This window comes from Mucilaginibacter sp. L196 (assembly GCF_009765905.1).
GTDB lineage: Bacteria > Bacteroidota > Bacteroidia > Sphingobacteriales > Sphingobacteriaceae > Mucilaginibacter.
In genome coordinates this window covers 1,135,002-1,150,564 of sequence record NZ_LMUO01000015.1, presented here as the reverse complement: position 1 = coordinate 1,150,564, position 15,563 = coordinate 1,135,002, and the positions used below count along the sequence as shown (strand labels likewise).

16 protein-coding genes and 1 tRNA gene are annotated in these 15,563 nt (G+C 39.7%); 14 read left to right on the top strand and 3 right to left on the bottom strand.

Going from position 1 to position 15,563, the window contains the following annotated elements:
- Positions 1-58 precede the first annotated feature (58 nt).
- The 7 genes from GSQ74_RS22900 (at position 59) to GSQ74_RS15655 (ending at position 3,375) form a co-directional block, all read left to right on the top strand.
- A complete protein-coding gene (locus GSQ74_RS22900) occupies positions 59-193 on the top strand; it encodes a hypothetical protein (RefSeq protein WP_256366302.1) in 135 nt (44 codons plus the stop codon).
- Between the two features lie 8 nt (positions 194-201).
- Positions 202-420 carry a PRTRC system protein C gene (locus GSQ74_RS15680; protein WP_158994920.1) on the top strand — a complete coding sequence of 73 codons (219 nt, stop codon included), beginning with the start codon at positions 202-204 and terminating at the stop codon, positions 418-420.
- Entirely contained in the window at positions 420-593 is a 174-nt protein-coding gene (locus tag GSQ74_RS15675; protein ID WP_158994918.1) for a hypothetical protein, read from the top strand. Before GSQ74_RS15680 ends, GSQ74_RS15675 begins: the two co-directional genes overlap by 1 nt.
- Before the next feature lie 80 nt (positions 594-673).
- Positions 674-1,573, top strand: coding sequence for a hypothetical protein (locus tag GSQ74_RS15670; RefSeq protein ID WP_158994916.1), 900 nt, complete (start codon positions 674-676; stop codon positions 1,571-1,573).
- Positions 1,570-2,289 (top strand): PRTRC system protein B, encoded by a 720-nt coding sequence (locus tag GSQ74_RS15665; RefSeq protein ID WP_158994914.1) that lies wholly within the window; start codon positions 1,570-1,572, stop codon positions 2,287-2,289. Before GSQ74_RS15670 ends, GSQ74_RS15665 begins: the two co-directional genes overlap by 4 nt.
- On the top strand, positions 2,286-3,086 hold the full coding sequence (locus GSQ74_RS15660) for a PRTRC system ThiF family protein (protein WP_158994912.1): 801 nt from the start codon (positions 2,286-2,288) through the stop codon (positions 3,084-3,086). The genes GSQ74_RS15665 and GSQ74_RS15660 overlap by 4 nt, the downstream gene beginning before the upstream one ends.
- A gap of 1 nt (position 3,087) precedes the next feature.
- Positions 3,088-3,375 carry a macro domain-containing protein gene (locus GSQ74_RS15655; protein WP_158994910.1) on the top strand — a complete coding sequence of 96 codons (288 nt, stop codon included), beginning with the start codon at positions 3,088-3,090 and terminating at the stop codon, positions 3,373-3,375.
- Between the two features lie 359 nt (positions 3,376-3,734).
- Here the strand turns inward: GSQ74_RS15655 and GSQ74_RS15650 are convergent, their stop codons facing one another.
- The 3 genes from GSQ74_RS15650 to GSQ74_RS15640 all read right to left on the bottom strand — a co-directional run bounded on the left by GSQ74_RS15650 (position 3,735) and on the right by GSQ74_RS15640 (position 7,456).
- Positions 3,735-4,952 carry a site-specific integrase gene (locus tag GSQ74_RS15650; RefSeq protein WP_158994908.1) on the bottom strand — a complete coding sequence of 406 codons (1,218 nt, stop codon included), beginning with the start codon at positions 4,950-4,952 and terminating at the stop codon, positions 3,735-3,737.
- A 248-nt stretch (positions 4,953-5,200) separates the two neighbouring features.
- A tRNA-Ser gene (locus GSQ74_RS15645) sits at positions 5,201-5,290 on the bottom strand.
- Positions 5,291-5,389: 99 nt separating this feature from the next.
- The gene (locus tag GSQ74_RS15640; RefSeq protein WP_254060899.1) at positions 5,390-7,456 is read right to left on the bottom strand and encodes an HD family phosphohydrolase; all 2,067 of its coding nucleotides are present in this window, start codon (positions 7,454-7,456) and stop codon (positions 5,390-5,392) included.
- Positions 7,457-7,720: 264 nt separating this feature from the next.
- On the opposite strand from GSQ74_RS15640, the gene GSQ74_RS15635 reads away from it, so the two are divergent.
- The 7 genes from GSQ74_RS15635 (at position 7,721) to queG (ending at position 15,481) form a co-directional block, all read left to right on the top strand.
- Entirely contained in the window at positions 7,721-8,899 is a 1,179-nt protein-coding gene (locus tag GSQ74_RS15635) for an acetyl-CoA C-acyltransferase (RefSeq protein ID WP_158994906.1), read from the top strand.
- Positions 8,900-8,943: 44 nt separating this feature from the next.
- Complete coding sequence (locus tag GSQ74_RS15630) at positions 8,944-9,846, top strand: hypothetical protein (protein WP_158994904.1); 903 nt, start codon at positions 8,944-8,946, stop codon at positions 9,844-9,846.
- Positions 9,847-9,962: 116 nt separating this feature from the next.
- The gene (locus GSQ74_RS15625; RefSeq protein ID WP_158994902.1) at positions 9,963-11,471 is read left to right on the top strand and encodes an MFS transporter; all 1,509 of its coding nucleotides are present in this window, start codon (positions 9,963-9,965) and stop codon (positions 11,469-11,471) included.
- A gap of 117 nt (positions 11,472-11,588) precedes the next feature.
- On the top strand, positions 11,589-12,323 hold the full coding sequence (locus GSQ74_RS15620) for a polyprenol monophosphomannose synthase (protein WP_158994900.1): 735 nt from the start codon (positions 11,589-11,591) through the stop codon (positions 12,321-12,323).
- 129 nt (positions 12,324-12,452) lie between these two features.
- Positions 12,453-13,475, top strand: coding sequence for a Holliday junction branch migration DNA helicase RuvB (gene ruvB, locus GSQ74_RS15615; protein ID WP_158994898.1), 1,023 nt, complete (start codon positions 12,453-12,455; stop codon positions 13,473-13,475).
- Positions 13,476-13,644: 169 nt separating this feature from the next.
- Entirely contained in the window at positions 13,645-14,412 is a 768-nt protein-coding gene (locus GSQ74_RS15610; protein WP_158994896.1) for a polysaccharide deacetylase family protein, read from the top strand.
- Between the two features lie 130 nt (positions 14,413-14,542).
- Positions 14,543-15,481, top strand: a complete 939-nt coding sequence (queG, locus tag GSQ74_RS15605) for a tRNA epoxyqueuosine(34) reductase QueG (protein ID WP_158994894.1) — start codon at positions 14,543-14,545, stop codon at positions 15,479-15,481.
- Positions 15,482-15,563 lie beyond the last annotated feature (82 nt).

The following is a 15,563-nucleotide window of genomic DNA, read 5'->3' as shown; positions in this document are numbered from 1 at the left end:
ACGCTTTTACAGCATCTGCTGAACTCTGCCGCCAGCTAAATCACTGCTCTCTTTGCCAGTGAATCACATGGTCAGCTTCCCCGGAATACCCAACTATCCCGAAAAGAAAACCGAATTGGAAAAGAAAAAAGCCGACCTCGAACGCAAGCTACAACAATATGCACAGGCACTCCAATTATTTAACCAAGAATAACCCACATCATGTTATTAGCCGAGATATTACCCCGTGTATTTATACACAAGGAGAACGGACAGGAAGTCCGTTTGACCGACCCCGATACTAAATTAAGCGCAGAAGAAGTTTGCAATTTCTACGCAGGACTATACGCCATTCTGACTACCGCAAAAATAGTTGGCCCCGAAATCAAAAAGGATGCGATTGAATACCAATTTGTTTCAACAATAGGTACAAAAGGATAATGAAAAAAGAAAAGACAACAGGACAAATACCGCCATTAAATCCACAGCAATGCAAACTTTACCAGCAACTCGCCCACTTCGCCAAAGACCTCGACCGGCTACCCGATGCAAGGGAAGCAAGGTCGAACAAACTTCGCCCCGCACCGCAGGAATTATTGCCAATGGTTTTCTAAGACATCAGTTCTTGCCCAAATACGAAGTTTCAACCAAACTCCCAAGGCGAGAACTTATTGAAACAACCTATTTCAAATCTGTGAAAAGGCTGTCCGCTTACTATGACATTCAAGCCATTAACGTCAATAACTATCCTTATCCCTATAATGTGGTATTATCTGATTGGGACATTTCAAGAAAAATGCGCAGGAAAGGACGTTACCGGGAACTAAAACTCGAAGAAACGGACGACCTTAAAATAACGCTCTCGGTTAAGGAAACCATCAATACAGGAAGTGACCTATACTATATTCCGTTAGCATCTCTTTATAAATGTTTGCAGGATGAAAATAATACTTGCGCTAAATTGTTGCTTGGGGTTTGTGTTTACCTGTACAGGAAAGCCGGGGTTTGTCATTACCGCGACAGTGAAAGCTATATCTGCTACCTCTATGACATTATGGATAACTGGATAGAAGATGACAGGGAGAGTATGGACGACGCCGACTACAAAGAGCAGAGGGCTAATCTTGACGAAATGTTTGCCATTGGTGATAAACTCGAAGTTATTTTAGGTAAGGAAGAACACTTATTGCAATTACAAACTATAATCAAAACCGCTGAAGCGAAAAACCAATTTGAAAAGGCTTGTGTGAAACTTGCAAAGGAAACATTGGCAATTTGGATGGAGTTTCCATACGCTAACCTCTATCAGCATATAACACAGAACGAGGAAGATGACGAGGATGATTATTATGGCGATGGGAAAATTCAAGTAACCGACTACATTTCGTTTATCGGTGAAACATCGGGTAATGTTTATGAAACAATGATAAACATGACCAATGATGATTTTAATGAGCGGTCGGGCGTACAGGATTTTGAAGCGACCGTTGTTTTCGATAAAGCCAAAGGCAAATACAAAGATGAACTGGCTTATGAGGGGAAAGTGATAGCAATAATAGACGAATTATGTAACCTCCTAAATGAATTGCCATGAACAACCTGACCAACAATTTCGGAACACTATACTGTCCTATCAAAGCATTGGTAATATACGAACGTAAAAATGATTATAACCAAAATACCAACTATGTTGAAAGCTATGACATGGATAACGATGGTTGCCCTATGAATGGACATCCGTTATCAGTTAAAGAAGCCAACGCATTAGCCAAATCCCTGCTTATTGCGGAGAAAAAGCAACGTAATTTCTTAAACCCAAAGAGCTTATTAGATTCCAATGTAGTATTTCTAAAAACCGGGAACGATGGCTTTGCGATATGGCGAACACCAAGTCAAAATGTTAAGCTTTTGTTTACCGAAAGCCTCGGCATATCATGTGGTGAAGCAAATATCCCCGCTCTTTTATGGAAAGCCGGGAAAAACGGCCTGTCGATATTTGCCGTACAGGATGAGAGCGTTAAAAGCGACACGATATTATACCATGCACCTTTCTTCAATGTTTATGCAGATGGCAGGGTTTGCATGGGCAACGTAGCCGTAAAAATTCCTAATGATTGCCAGCTTGAAAATTTTATATCCTTGTGGCAGGACTATTTTTTCAATAGCTATTTCAGCCACCTGTTTGGGCAACACATACCCGTTACAGGCAACATCGTACAGCTTTGGCAAAATCTAATTAACAGCAACGAGGCGTTCCCCATAGAATCCCTTATACCCAATCACATTTCAATAACTAAACTCTTACCATGAGCGCATTACCCGCAGTCCATATAACCGACAATTTTATCATCAACCCGCCAAACCCCATAACAGTTAATCTTGTCGGTGCAGGGGGAACTGGTAGCCAGATGCTCACCGCTTTGGCACGTATCAACCATGCCCTAATAAACCTTAATCACCCCGGCCTGTCGGTAACTGTATATGATGATGACCGCATTAGCGAAGCAAATCTCGGTAGACAGCTATTCTCGGAAAGTGAAGTTGGTTTTTACAAATCCGTTGTGTTGGTCAATCGGCTTAACCGCTTTTTCGGCACGAACTGGAAAGCTAAAAACTATCGCTTTGCAGACGACTTATACTATGAAAATAGCTATAAAGCAAATCTGTACATCTCCTGCGTGGACACCGCCAAATCGAGGTTTGAAATTAGCGAAATGCTTTATGACCTCAGCATGGGGAGTGGCTACGACCGGGAACGGCCACTTTATTGGATGGATTTGGGCAACAGCCGGGATACCGGGCAGGTTGTCCTTTCCACCATTGGCAATATCAAACAGCCCGAGTCCGAAAAATATAAAACCGTAGCAGATTTGCCATTCATTACCGAAATGTTCCGGGATCAGTTAGAACAAGCCGACAAACTGGACGACACACCAAGTTGCTCCTTAGCCGAGGCGCTTACCAAGCAGGATTTGTTCATTAATTCGTCGGTGGCAAATTTAGGCGCATCCCTCCTGTGGCAGTTGTTTCAGCAAGGTATGATATTCAACCGTGGGATGTTCGTCAACTTAAAAACATTCATTACCCAACCACTAAAATTGGCTTAGTATGCTAATTTTTAAAAAAGGCAATCTTTTGGACAGCAAATGTTATGCGCTCGTGAACACGGTGAATATTATTGGTGTTATGGGAAAGGGCATCGCCCTGCAATTTAAAAATGAATTTCCGCATAATTACAAGGTATACCACAAAGCTTGTCAAACCCGCCAATTAAAAATTGGCGGGCTACTAACTGTTAGAGACCGCTCCTTGCTCTTGGGGGAACGGCTGATTATTAATTTACCGACTAAAAACCATTGGCGATTGCCGTCTGAATATATATCGAACAAGGGCTAATTGCACTTGCAAAGTTTATAATTCAAGAAAACATCAATGAGATAGCAATACCCGCTTTGGGTTGTGGAAACGGCGGACTGGACTGGCAAATGGTAAAGGAATTAATTTTTCGACATCTTGCCGCTCTTAATGTCATGATTGAAGTTTATCAACCAGCTTAATAATTGGGGGCCAATGGCGCCGGGCAACCACTTTCTCCGCTTCACTCCAAAACAGGTTTCCCGGTCATTATGGCTCGAAAAACATTTAAGCATTAATTTAAACGAACGCTTATAATCGTTTTACAAGCTTTTTGAGCCTAACTCATTTTTGAACGGATTTTTAAAGGTATCGCAAATTGCGACACCTCGATTTTGTGATTATTTAATACTGAGCTTTTCTTTAAGCTGCTTCATATCATAAGCAATTTTTGCATCCACTATCTTGGCATAATGTTGGGTCTGTCGAAGATTTTTATGTCCGAGCATTTTGGAAACGGTTTCCATCGGAACGCCATTGCTCAGCGTAACTGTAGTTGCAAAGGTGTGCCTGGCCACATGGAAGGTCAGGAGCTTATCGATAGCGCACCTTTCAGCGATCTCTTTTAGATATTCATTCATTTTCTGGTTAGTCAACACCGGTAATACAACACCTTTTACCTGACATTGAGGATCATCTTCATATTTTTCCAATATATGAAGCGCAGCGGGGAGTAATGGAATCCTGGATGTCGATTCCGTTTTTTGCCTGTTTTTGATGATCCACTGTTCTCCGTCAAAGCCTTTGACAAGCTCCGATCGTTTGAGTTGTTTCGCATCAATATACGCTAGGCCTGTGTAACAGCAGAACACAAATATATCCCGCACATTACTGAGCCTGCTCGACCTGAGATTTTTTGAGATGACGCGCTCCAATTCATCTTCTGTTAAATAAGGTTTTTCAACTTCCTTACGGTTGAGGTTATACCCTGCGAAAGGGTCACTTTTCAACCAACCATATTTTACGCAGAGCAATGCCGTCTTCTTAAAGTAAGTGAGGTATTTCATGGCTGAATTATGCTGGCACTTCCTTACACTTTTGAGCCAAAAGGCATATTGGCTGATAAACTCGTGATTGAGTTTCCTGATGTCCAGGTCATCTACCCGGTATTTCCACTGAATGAATGACCGGGTATGATTCAACGTGCGCTTGAAAAGATCAAGCGTACCTGGTGAGTATTCTTGGGGAACAAGGGCAGCAATCTGATCGTTATGGTCCTGGAAAACTTCGAGGATCATTTTGCGGTCATCAATGCCAAGCATAAGGTTTTTGATAGCTTGAGCGGAAATCTCTTGGTTTGATTCGATCAAAATTCGTTTTGCTTCATGAGCTTTAACTTGCAAGGTGTCAAGTAAACTATTTATTGAGCGAGCATCTTCACTGTTGCCATCAGCACGTCCGCTTCTGACATTCCACTTAGAAACTAACCATAATCGCTTAGTGGACAATTCTTTAGACATACCATTTACCGTGATACGTAAATAAATATACATCTGGTCATCTTTGTAACTGGGGGTTTGCTTTAAATAAAACAACAAACCAAAGCTTTTTTCTAACATAAAAATCATTAATTAAAGTGAATAAATGTCGATAAATAAGCCTTCGAAGACAAGATGTTTTATTTTGAAACATCTTGTATATCAATAAGTTAAACCACTTTCAGTGAGCGATTGCCTTGGAAAGTGACTACTACACGAATCGCTCACTGAAACATGGCGATTTTTGACATATTTGACAGGAATGGCAAAAACAAAAAAGCCTGTAAATCAACGATTTACAGGCTTTTGACAAGTTTTAAATTGCTACTTGGCGGTGAGGGAGGGATTCGAACCCTCGGTACAGTTTCCCGTACGTCAGTTTAGCAAACTGATCCTTTCGGCCTCTCAGGCACCTCACCATATTTTGGCCTTAATCGGCCTGTATCACACTAATTCCCTTTTTTCGGGACTGCAAATATAGCAATTCAGGTAAGCGGTCAAAAAAAAAAATGAAATCGTTAGTAATTAATTCTCACATGGTAAATGCTCATCAGCATTCGCTTAAAAATTGTCTTAATTGTTTCAATATCTTTAAGCGTTATGTCGCTGTCTTTCAGCTGATCCTGATCGAGTTTGTATTTTACGATGCGATCAACCAACTCGCTTATTGATTTTTCATCAGGTTCTTTTAATGAGCGCGATGCGGCCTCAACGGAGTCGGCAAGCATCAAAACACCACCTTCTTTTGTAAAAGGAATAGGTCCGGGGTACCTAAAAATCTTTTCGTTGATCATTTTTTCCGGAAAATTCTTCAAATATGATTGATAAAAATAATCTACCCGGGTGTCGCCGTGATGTGTCCTTATAAAATCAATCACCACTTCAGGAATATTGGCATTTTCCGCCATCTCTACTCCTTTGCTCACATGCCTGATGATGATCTGCGCGCTTTCTTCATAAGGCAACTTATCATGGGGGTTAAAACCGGAGCTTTGGTTTTCAATGAAAAATAAAGGATTCTCCAACTTGCCAATGTCGTGATACAATGCTCCTGCCCTAACCAGCAAAGCATTGCCACCGATGCTATATATGGCATTCTCGGCAAGGTTAGCTACTTGCAGTGAGTGCTGAAACGTACCTGGAGCAGTAAAGGCCAGTTCGCGTAGTAAAGGCGCATTGGTATTTGTTAATTCAATTAAAGTTATATCTGATGTGATGGCAAATATCTTTTCGAAAATATAAATAAGCGGGTAAGCCAGCAACGTAAGTAAAACGCTAACTACAAATGGTAAAAAGTCCATCCAGTTTATACTCAGAAAACTGCCTTCACGGATAAAAGATATACCAATAAAGGCCATGAAATAACTAAAAGTGATAATTAGTGCCGATATTAAGAATTGCTCGCGCCTGATGAGGTTTTTAATACTGTAGATAGAAACCATACCGGCGGTAATTTCAAAATAGGCAAATTCAAAACTGTTCGGCACAAAAAAGCCTGCTATTAATACTACCAATAAATGTATGTTTAATGCCAAACGGGTATCGAACAGTATTCGGATAATTATGGGTACGATACAATAGGGTATATAGTACAAATTAGGCGTTTGCAGCTTTATAGCCAGCGATAGCGTAGCCAACATGGCCGTAATTACCAATAATATTAAGGATACTAACCTGTTATCATCATAAATATCACGGCGAAAGAGGTATAAAAATACCATGAGCAATGTGATAGCAACAGCTACTAATATTACCTGCCCAAGCATTACCAGGCGGCGGTCTCCATTTACGCGGGCGCTATCTTCAAATGCTTTTTTGTATGATATTAATTTTTGATAAACCTCATCATTAACAACTGAACCTGTGGTAACCAGTATATCCTCTTTTTGTACCATCCCACGGGTAAGCGATAAGTTTTCTAAAGCTTCTTTTTGTAGTCGGGACGTTAGCAAATCGTCATAAATCAAATTATTTTGCATCCGGTTTAACACCAGATCGAGCAAAAATGATTTATCAATATCCTTTCGATTACTTAAAACCTGGTTAAAATAATCAAGGGCTTTATCACGGGTAAAAAGATCGGCTGTATTTTTATCTGTTCCAACGTTTTTATCCAGTATGGTAATGGTATAGTTTTGCGAATTCTGCTGGTATTTAGGATCGGGTTTAAGTATACCTACATCATAAATATGCTTTAATAAGTTATAGCCGGTATTTATATAATCATTCTTAAAATTATCATTTATGCCGGCTGTGTGCCACTTTATTTCCAGGTCATTTTTAAAAGCATCCAGTTGCTGATCGGCAATATTTGTGTTTAGCTGGTAAATGGGGGTTATACTTGATAATATTACTTTGCGATCGTTATCAAGTTCCTGTGGGGTTTTTAGTATGGCGAAATTATAGGGCGATATCAGGTCTTTCTGTGTCCATATCCTCCCCTTTTCTATCTCATACCGGAATTTGGCTTGCTTGGGCAAAGTCCATACAATTATGCCGATACTAACCACCATCATTAAAAACTTAAGCTTGCGGGCATATTTACGCAGGACAGCTTTTTGACGCGAAGAAGACAGATTTGCCATTGATGTGTTTAAGATACCAAAATTAAAATAAGTTTTTGGTATAGAGAGATTATTGCGTGATTTAGTGAATGAGCGATTGTGTGAATGAGCGAGTTAAATTAGCGACTGCGTGATTGTACGCATGAGTGAGTTATTTATATTTTACAATTGGTTCATTATTTGCTTCATCACACAACCACTCATTTACTCAATAATTATTATGCATGCATAGCTTTTTTAATATATAAAATACTAAATTTGCCCACCATTTTATAAATAAACCATATGAAAGAAGTAGTTATAGTTGCGGCAACCCGCACCCCTATAGGCAGTTTTGGCGGTAGCTTATCATCCTTTACCGCTACGCAGTTGGGTAGCTTTGTTATCAAATCAGTAATTGAAAAATCAGGTTTAAAACCTGAGCATATACAGGAAGTTTATATGGGGAACGTGCTATCGGCTAATTTAGGCCAGGCACCTGCTACTCAAGCGGCAATATTTGCCGGGCTACCCTATTTACCCGCTACTACTGTGAATAAAGTTTGCGCGTCGGGGATGAAAGCTATTATGCTGGCAGCAACAAGCATTGCATCTGGCGAAAACGATATTGTTTTGGCCGGCGGGATGGAAAGTATGAGCAACGTGCCTTATTATCTGGATAAAGCCCGTAACGGCTACCGTTTGGGTAACGCACAGATAATTGACGGATTGGTTAAAGATGGCCTTTGGGATGTATATAATGATTATCATATGGGTTCGGCAGCGGAGCTTTGCGCTACGGATTGCCATATCAGTCGCGAAGAGCAGGATGCTTATGCGATTGAATCTTATAAAAGAGCACAAGCGGCCCAAAGTGCTGGTAAATTCAAAAATGAAATTACGCCAGTTGAGCTAAAAGATAAAAAAGGCGATGTTACTTTATTTGAAGACGATGAAGAGCCAGGAGCCGTAAAGTTTGATAAAATACCATCGCTAAAACCTGTATTTAAAAAAGATGGGACTGTTACGGCCGCGAATGCATCTACTTTAAATGATGGCGCAGCCGCTGTGATTTTAATGAGCAGGGAGAAAGCTGATGAGTTAGGCATAAAACCTATAGCCAGGATTGTTGCTTATGCTGATGCCCAGCAAGCACCTGAGTGGTTCACTACAGCTCCATCCAAAGCTATACCATTGGCATTGCACAGGGCAGGATTAAGTGGTGATGATATTGATTATTATGAAATAAACGAGGCTTTCTCGGTTGTATCGATAGCTAACAATCAGAATTTGAAGCTTGACCCGACAAAAGTAAATGTTAATGGCGGTGCTGTTGCTATGGGGCATCCGCTGGGTGCATCAGGTGCTAGAATTGTGGTTACCTTATTGAGTGTATTACAACAAAATGGCGGTAAATACGGTGCAGCGGGAATATGTAATGGCGGAGGTGGCGCAAGCGCAATTGTTATTGAAAATTTGCGTTAATTGTTCTATTATTGAACTTTTATACAGAATCATAATAAAGAACAATGAAGCGTTTGCTTGTTTTCATCCCGCTAATTTTATTTTTGAACCAATCGTTTGCCCAGCATACTGATGAAAACACCAATCTTGGCCGATTAAATAGGTATCAGGACAGCTTAGCTGACCTGGGCAAGGTGATGATTAACAATGATAATGAGCTGGAGCGGCAAAATGCAAATACCCTATTTGTTAAAACATTGGTTACTGCTTTAAAAGTGCCCAATTCTTTTTTGTTCCCTTTTGATTCTGTAAAAACAGTTAGTATTTTAAACTCTCCGGACAATCGTTTCCGCATATTAAGCTGGCACATTATGAATGATGATGGCAGTTACAGGTTTTATGGTGCTTTACAATTAAATACCGGCGGACCGTTAAAATTATTCCCTTTAGTTGATTACTCTCCGTTATTAGAACATCCCGAAGATTCAGTTACTGATAACCGCAAATGGTACGGCGCGCAGTACTATAAAATCATTAGGGTAACGGGCGATAAATCATACTACGTACTGCTTGGCTGGAAAGGCTATACCGTTAACTCAACAAAAAAGGTAATAGAGGTACTTTCCTTTAAAAACGACAAGCCTGTTTTTGGTATGGAAGTCTTTGGCACATCAAAACATAAACGAATAATATTTCAATACACCCGCCAGGCATCTATGCTGTTAAGATATGTACCCGAACAGGATTTGATCGTGTTTGATCATCTTTCCCCTCCTGACGATAAATCCAAGAAAAATCCGGAAACATTTGGCCCTGACTTGAGCTATGATGGCTATAAGTTAATTAACGGCAGGTGGAAATATGAGGATAATCTGGATATGCGTAATGTTCCGGACGAGCACGACAGCGAATTTACTGATCCCAAAAAACAGGCTATAGAAGATAGATCAAGCATCCAACATAACTAATTAAATAACCCTTAATAATTCAAAATCAAAATATTAACCGACTGTAGCGTAATACTTTCGATATTAAATTTTGATTTGGCAGAATAATAGTATTTTAGTCGAAATTAACTGATCTCATGAGTGATAATGTATCTGTGTCGGGAGTAATCCCAAAAAAATCAGGCTATCCAAAGTCTGTACCCTTTATTATTGGTAACGAAGCCGCCGAGCGTTTTAGCTTTTACGGCATGCGTTCCATATTGGTAACCTTCCTTGTAGCACAATTTTATAACCCTACCGGTAATAAAGCCATGACCGGTGTTGCTGAGGCACATGCCAATGCAAGCACCCACTTTTTTGTAATGTTAGCCTATGCTCTACCATTTGTTGGCGGCATTGTTGCCGATTGGTTTACAGGTAAATACAAAATAATTTTATACATATCATTGGTTTATTGTGTAGGTCACCTATTTCTGGCGGTATTTGATACTAATTTAAATGGATTTATAGCAGGTTTGGTATTAGTAGCAATTGGCGCTGGTGGTATAAAATCATGTACATCAGCAAACGTAGGCGATCAGTTTGATGAGAGCAATAGTCATTTGCTATCTAAAGTATATAGCTGGTTTTATTTCAGTATTAACGCGGGTTCTGTATTATCAACTATTATCATCCCTGAGGTTTATGACAAATACGGCGCTAAATGGGCATTTGGTATCCCGGGAATATTAATGGCTTTAGCTACTATCATATTTTTTTCGGGTCGCAAAATGTATGTAAGGGTTCCACCATCCGGTGTAAACAGAGATAATTTTGTATTCATATCTGTTTATGCTCTTACGCATCTGGGTAAAAAGAAAAAAGGAGAATCATGGTTAGACGTGGCGAAAGAAGCACACAATCCTGAAAGGGTTGATGGTGTTAAAGCGGTTTACCGTGTAATGGCTGTATTCTTTTTTGCTTTTGCATTTTGGGCTGTTTGGGATCAAAATCTTTCTGAATGGGTTATACAAGCAGGCAAAATGAACCGTGTAATCAGCATGGGATCTTTCAGCTTTAAAATGTTACCAGGACAGGTGCAAACTTTCAATCCTATATTTTTATTGATTTTCATCCCAATGTTTAATTACTGGTTATATCCATATTTAGATAGTATCGGCATAAAAACAACTCCTTTAAGGCGCTTAGGTGCAGGTTTGGTTTTAACAGCGTTATCATTTGTTATTATCGCATTAATACAATCTAACATTGAGCATGGAGGCACACCTTCTATCTGGTGGCAGATATTTGCTTATGTGATATTATCAGCTGCTGAGGTTTTAGTATCTATCACAGGTTTGGAGTACGCTTATACGCATTCGCCTAAATCAATGAAAAGCACTATGACAGCTATTTGGTTACTTGTTGTATCCTTAGGTAATTTATTTACAGCGGGCATAAACACCAATATTGCTAACCATGGATTTTTAGCACCATACCTTACCGATACCACTAACTATTATTGGTTTTTTGTGGGCATAGTATCAATTTTCACTGTTGCATTTATGTTCGTATCACCACGTTTAAAAGAACGTAGTTATATAACTGACCCATACGTTGGCCCAAACGAACAAAACAAGATGATCGCTGATACAAATAATTTATAATTCAACAATATTTTGTAAAGAAAACAGGAAGGCAATGCGCTTTCCTGTTTTTTTATTTTTTATACAGGGTAAATTCACCTACTTTTGGTTCTTTATCAAATTAGCCCCCATATTTGAGTGCCTGATAGTATAGTAATAATACCTACGTATAACGAAAAAGAAAATATTGAACGGATGATCCGTAAGGTATTTTCATTGCCTCATGATTTTCATTTGCTGATCATAGACGACGGATCGCCGGATGGCACCCAGAATATTATAAAAGCTATGCAACATGATTATCCTGACACGCTTTTTTTAGAAGCACGTGCAGGAAAACAAGGGCTTGGAACTGCCTACATCCATGGTTTTAAATGGGCTATTGAACGCCAGTACGATTATATTTTTGAGATGGATGCCGACTTCTCTCATAATCCTGACGACTTATTAAGATTGAGAGAAGCAGCGGTAAGCGGTGCGGATGCGGTTATTGGTTCAAGGTATATTAATGGCGTAAATGTTGTTAACTGGCCTATGAGCAGGGTGCTGATGAGTTATTTCGCATCTGTATATGTGCGTTTTATAACGGGCATAAAAGTCCAGGATTCCACAGCTGGGTTTATGTGTTATAAGCGCAAAGTTTTGGAAACCATTAAGCTTAATAAAATATCATTTGTTGGTTACGCATTCCAGATTGAGATGAAGTATACGGCTATTAAGCATGGCTTTAAACTGATTGAAATACCGATCATATTTACTGACCGAACTGCAGGAACATCTAAAATGTCGACCGGGATTTTTAAGGAGGCTTTTTGGGGTGTGATACAGATGAAGATCAATAGCATATTCAGAAAATATCCCGAGGGAGAGTAATCTTTATAGACCGAAAGTTTACACAAGTCAGAAAGTTATCTTTTTAAGTTTAATAACGGCTAAAAAACTTTCCGACTTTCGATATTGCTGACTTTCCGACTCAAAAAATAAATACTAAATTCGTTGGCAATGAACGAGCATCTTGATCCTGAAAGCGAACGCCTCTCTCCTACTGAACGTGATATTGAAAAAGTTTTACGGCCGCAGGCATTTGAGGATTTTACTGGTCAGCATAAAATATTAGCCAACTTACGCATTTTTGTACAAGCCGCCCGCCAGCGTGGCGAAGCACTCGATCACGTATTGCTACATGGCCCTCCCGGATTAGGCAAAACTACCCTATCGCACATCATTGCCAATGAAATGGGCGTGGGTATTAAAATCACATCCGGCCCAGTATTAGATAAACCTGGTGATCTTGCAGGGTTGTTAACCAACCTTGAAACAGGCGACATTTTATTTATTGATGAGATACATCGTTTAAGCCCGCTGGTTGAGGAGTATTTATACTCGGCAATGGAGGATTTCAAGATAGATATTATGCTGGAGAGCGGTCCTAATGCCCGTTCGGTACAAATATCATTGAATCCATTTACACTGGTTGGCGCTACTACACGTTCAGGCTTATTAACCTCACCATTGAGAGCCAGGTTTGGTATAAATTCAAGACTTGAATATTATGATGCCAAGCTATTAACTACCATTGTATTACGCTCGTCATCTATATTAAAAACACCTATTAGCGATGAGGGCGCCTATGAAATTGCCCGCCGTAGCCGTGGTACGCCACGTATAGCGAATGCACTGCTTCGCCGTACCCGGGATTTCGCACAAATCAAAGGCGATGGAACAATTGATACAGCCATTGCTAAGTATGCATTGAATGCGTTGAATGTAGATGAGCACGGGCTGGATGAAATGGATAACAAAATACTCCTCACTATCATCGAGAAGTTTAAAGGTGGCCCTGTTGGCTTAAAAACCATAGCTACCGCCGTAGGTGAAGAAGAAGGCACTATAGAAGAAGTTTACGAACCATTTTTAATACAGGAAGGTTTTTTAATGCGTACATCCCGTGGTCGTGAGGCTACAGAGGCTGCATATAAACACTTGGGTAAAATAAAACTGGGCGGTAACCCTTCGTTGTTTTAAGATAAACTATTAATATTTATTTAACAGCTGCAAAAAGATCAGCGCAGGAAGGAAAGCGAATTGTTTTACAATAAAGTTGATGTTAATTTGTTTATAAATTGAGATTTATTAACATCCAAATTATCTTAATTTCGCAATTGTTAAATTATCATTAAATATAACATCTACTATGTTAAAACAGCTTTTTTCAGTATTATCATTAGGCATAATAAGCACTATAAGTGTTCAGGCCCAATCAAACTCCGCGGCTATTATGGCACGCAAACAGGTTCCGGTTATTTGCTACCATCAAATACGCGACTGGAGACCTACAGATTCCAAAACATCTAAGGACTACATTATTCCGCCTGCAGCATTCAGAGACCACATTAAAATGCTGGCTGATAGTGGTTACCATACCATTTCACCAGATCAACTTTATAATTATTTAACTAAAGGCGCTCCACTGCCAAGTAAACCTATCTTGTTAACATTTGATGATACAGATGGCGACCAGTGGGATGTGGCAAGACCAACATTGAAGAAATATGGCTTTAAAGGCACATTCTTTATCATGACCGTTTCATTAGGTAAAAAGCATTACATGAGCTCGGCCCAGGTAAAACAATTATCTGACGAAGGCAACACAATTGGTGGCCATACCTGGAACCACAGTAACTTTAAGAAATTTGCAGGAAAAGACTGGCAGATACAGTTAGATAAACCTGATGCGAAATTGCTGGAGATCACCGGCAAACAGATCACTTACTTCGCTTACCCTTTTGGTTTATGGAATGCACAAAACTTACCTGAATTACATAAACGCGGCATTAAAATGGCTTTCCAGTTAGCTGATAAACGTGATCCGCAAGATCCGTTGATGACCGTTAGAAGAATTTTAGACAGTGGTTACTGGACTACCAAAACATTTAGCAATAACGTTAGGCATAGTTTCTAACCCCCCAGCCCCCTAAAGGGTGAGCTTATATAAATAAGAAGAGGCTGTTTCATACTTATGAAACAGCCTCTTCTTATTTATAATAAACTACGCAAATGCACACAATTTTAATTTGTATTATCTTTGCACCATGCAGCTTAAGAAACAAGCATATTCCGACATGATTAAAACCGAGGCCAAAAACCTTGGCTTTATGTTTTGCGGGATTGCTAAAGCTGAATTTTTAGAACAGGAAGCACCACGCCTGGAGGATTGGCTAAAAAAAGGCATGCACGGCGAAATGCAGTACATGGAAAACCATTTTGATAAACGCCTTGACCCTCGCTTGTTGGTTGATGGTGCAAAATCTGTTATCTCCCTGGGATTGAATTATTATACCGATAATGACCAGCAAGATCCTTTAGCACCTAAAATATCGAGGTATGCTTATGGCGCTGATTATCACCATGTAATAAAAGATAAGTTAAAGCAGTTGCTAAATACTATCAACGAAAAAATTGGCGAAGTTGGCGGTCGTGCTTTTGTGGACTCCGCACCGGTTTTGGACAGGGCATGGGCTAAAAAAGCAGGCATGGGGTGGATTGGTAAAAATGGTAACCTCATCAATAAAAAAGCAGGGTCATTTTTCTTTTTGGCCGAACTGATCATTGACCTTGAACTGAAATATGATGTTGAACCCACTGCCGATCATTGCGGTAGCTGTACGCGATGTGTTGATGCCTGCCCTACTGATGCTATTGTCGGACCTTATATTGTTGATGGCAGCCGTTGCATTTCTTACCTTACCATCGAACTAAAAAATGAGATCCCAGCCGAGTTTAAGGGTAAAATGGATAATTGGATGTTCGGTTGTGATATTTGCCAGGATGTGTGCCCATGGAATAAATTCTCGGTGTTACATAATGAACCATCATTTACTCCCAATACCGAATTGCTAGGCATGAAGCAGACTGATTGGGAAGATATTACACATGAAACCTTCCAAAAGGTATTTAAAAACTCCGCCGTAAAACGAACCAAATTTGATGGTTTAAAAAGGAATATTGAGTTTTTGAAGTTAATTGAGTGATTTGAATGATATAAACGGGTATTGAAGAGTTATCTTTTACATATATGACCTGATTATTGTAGCACTCCCAAATGTTGGTGCG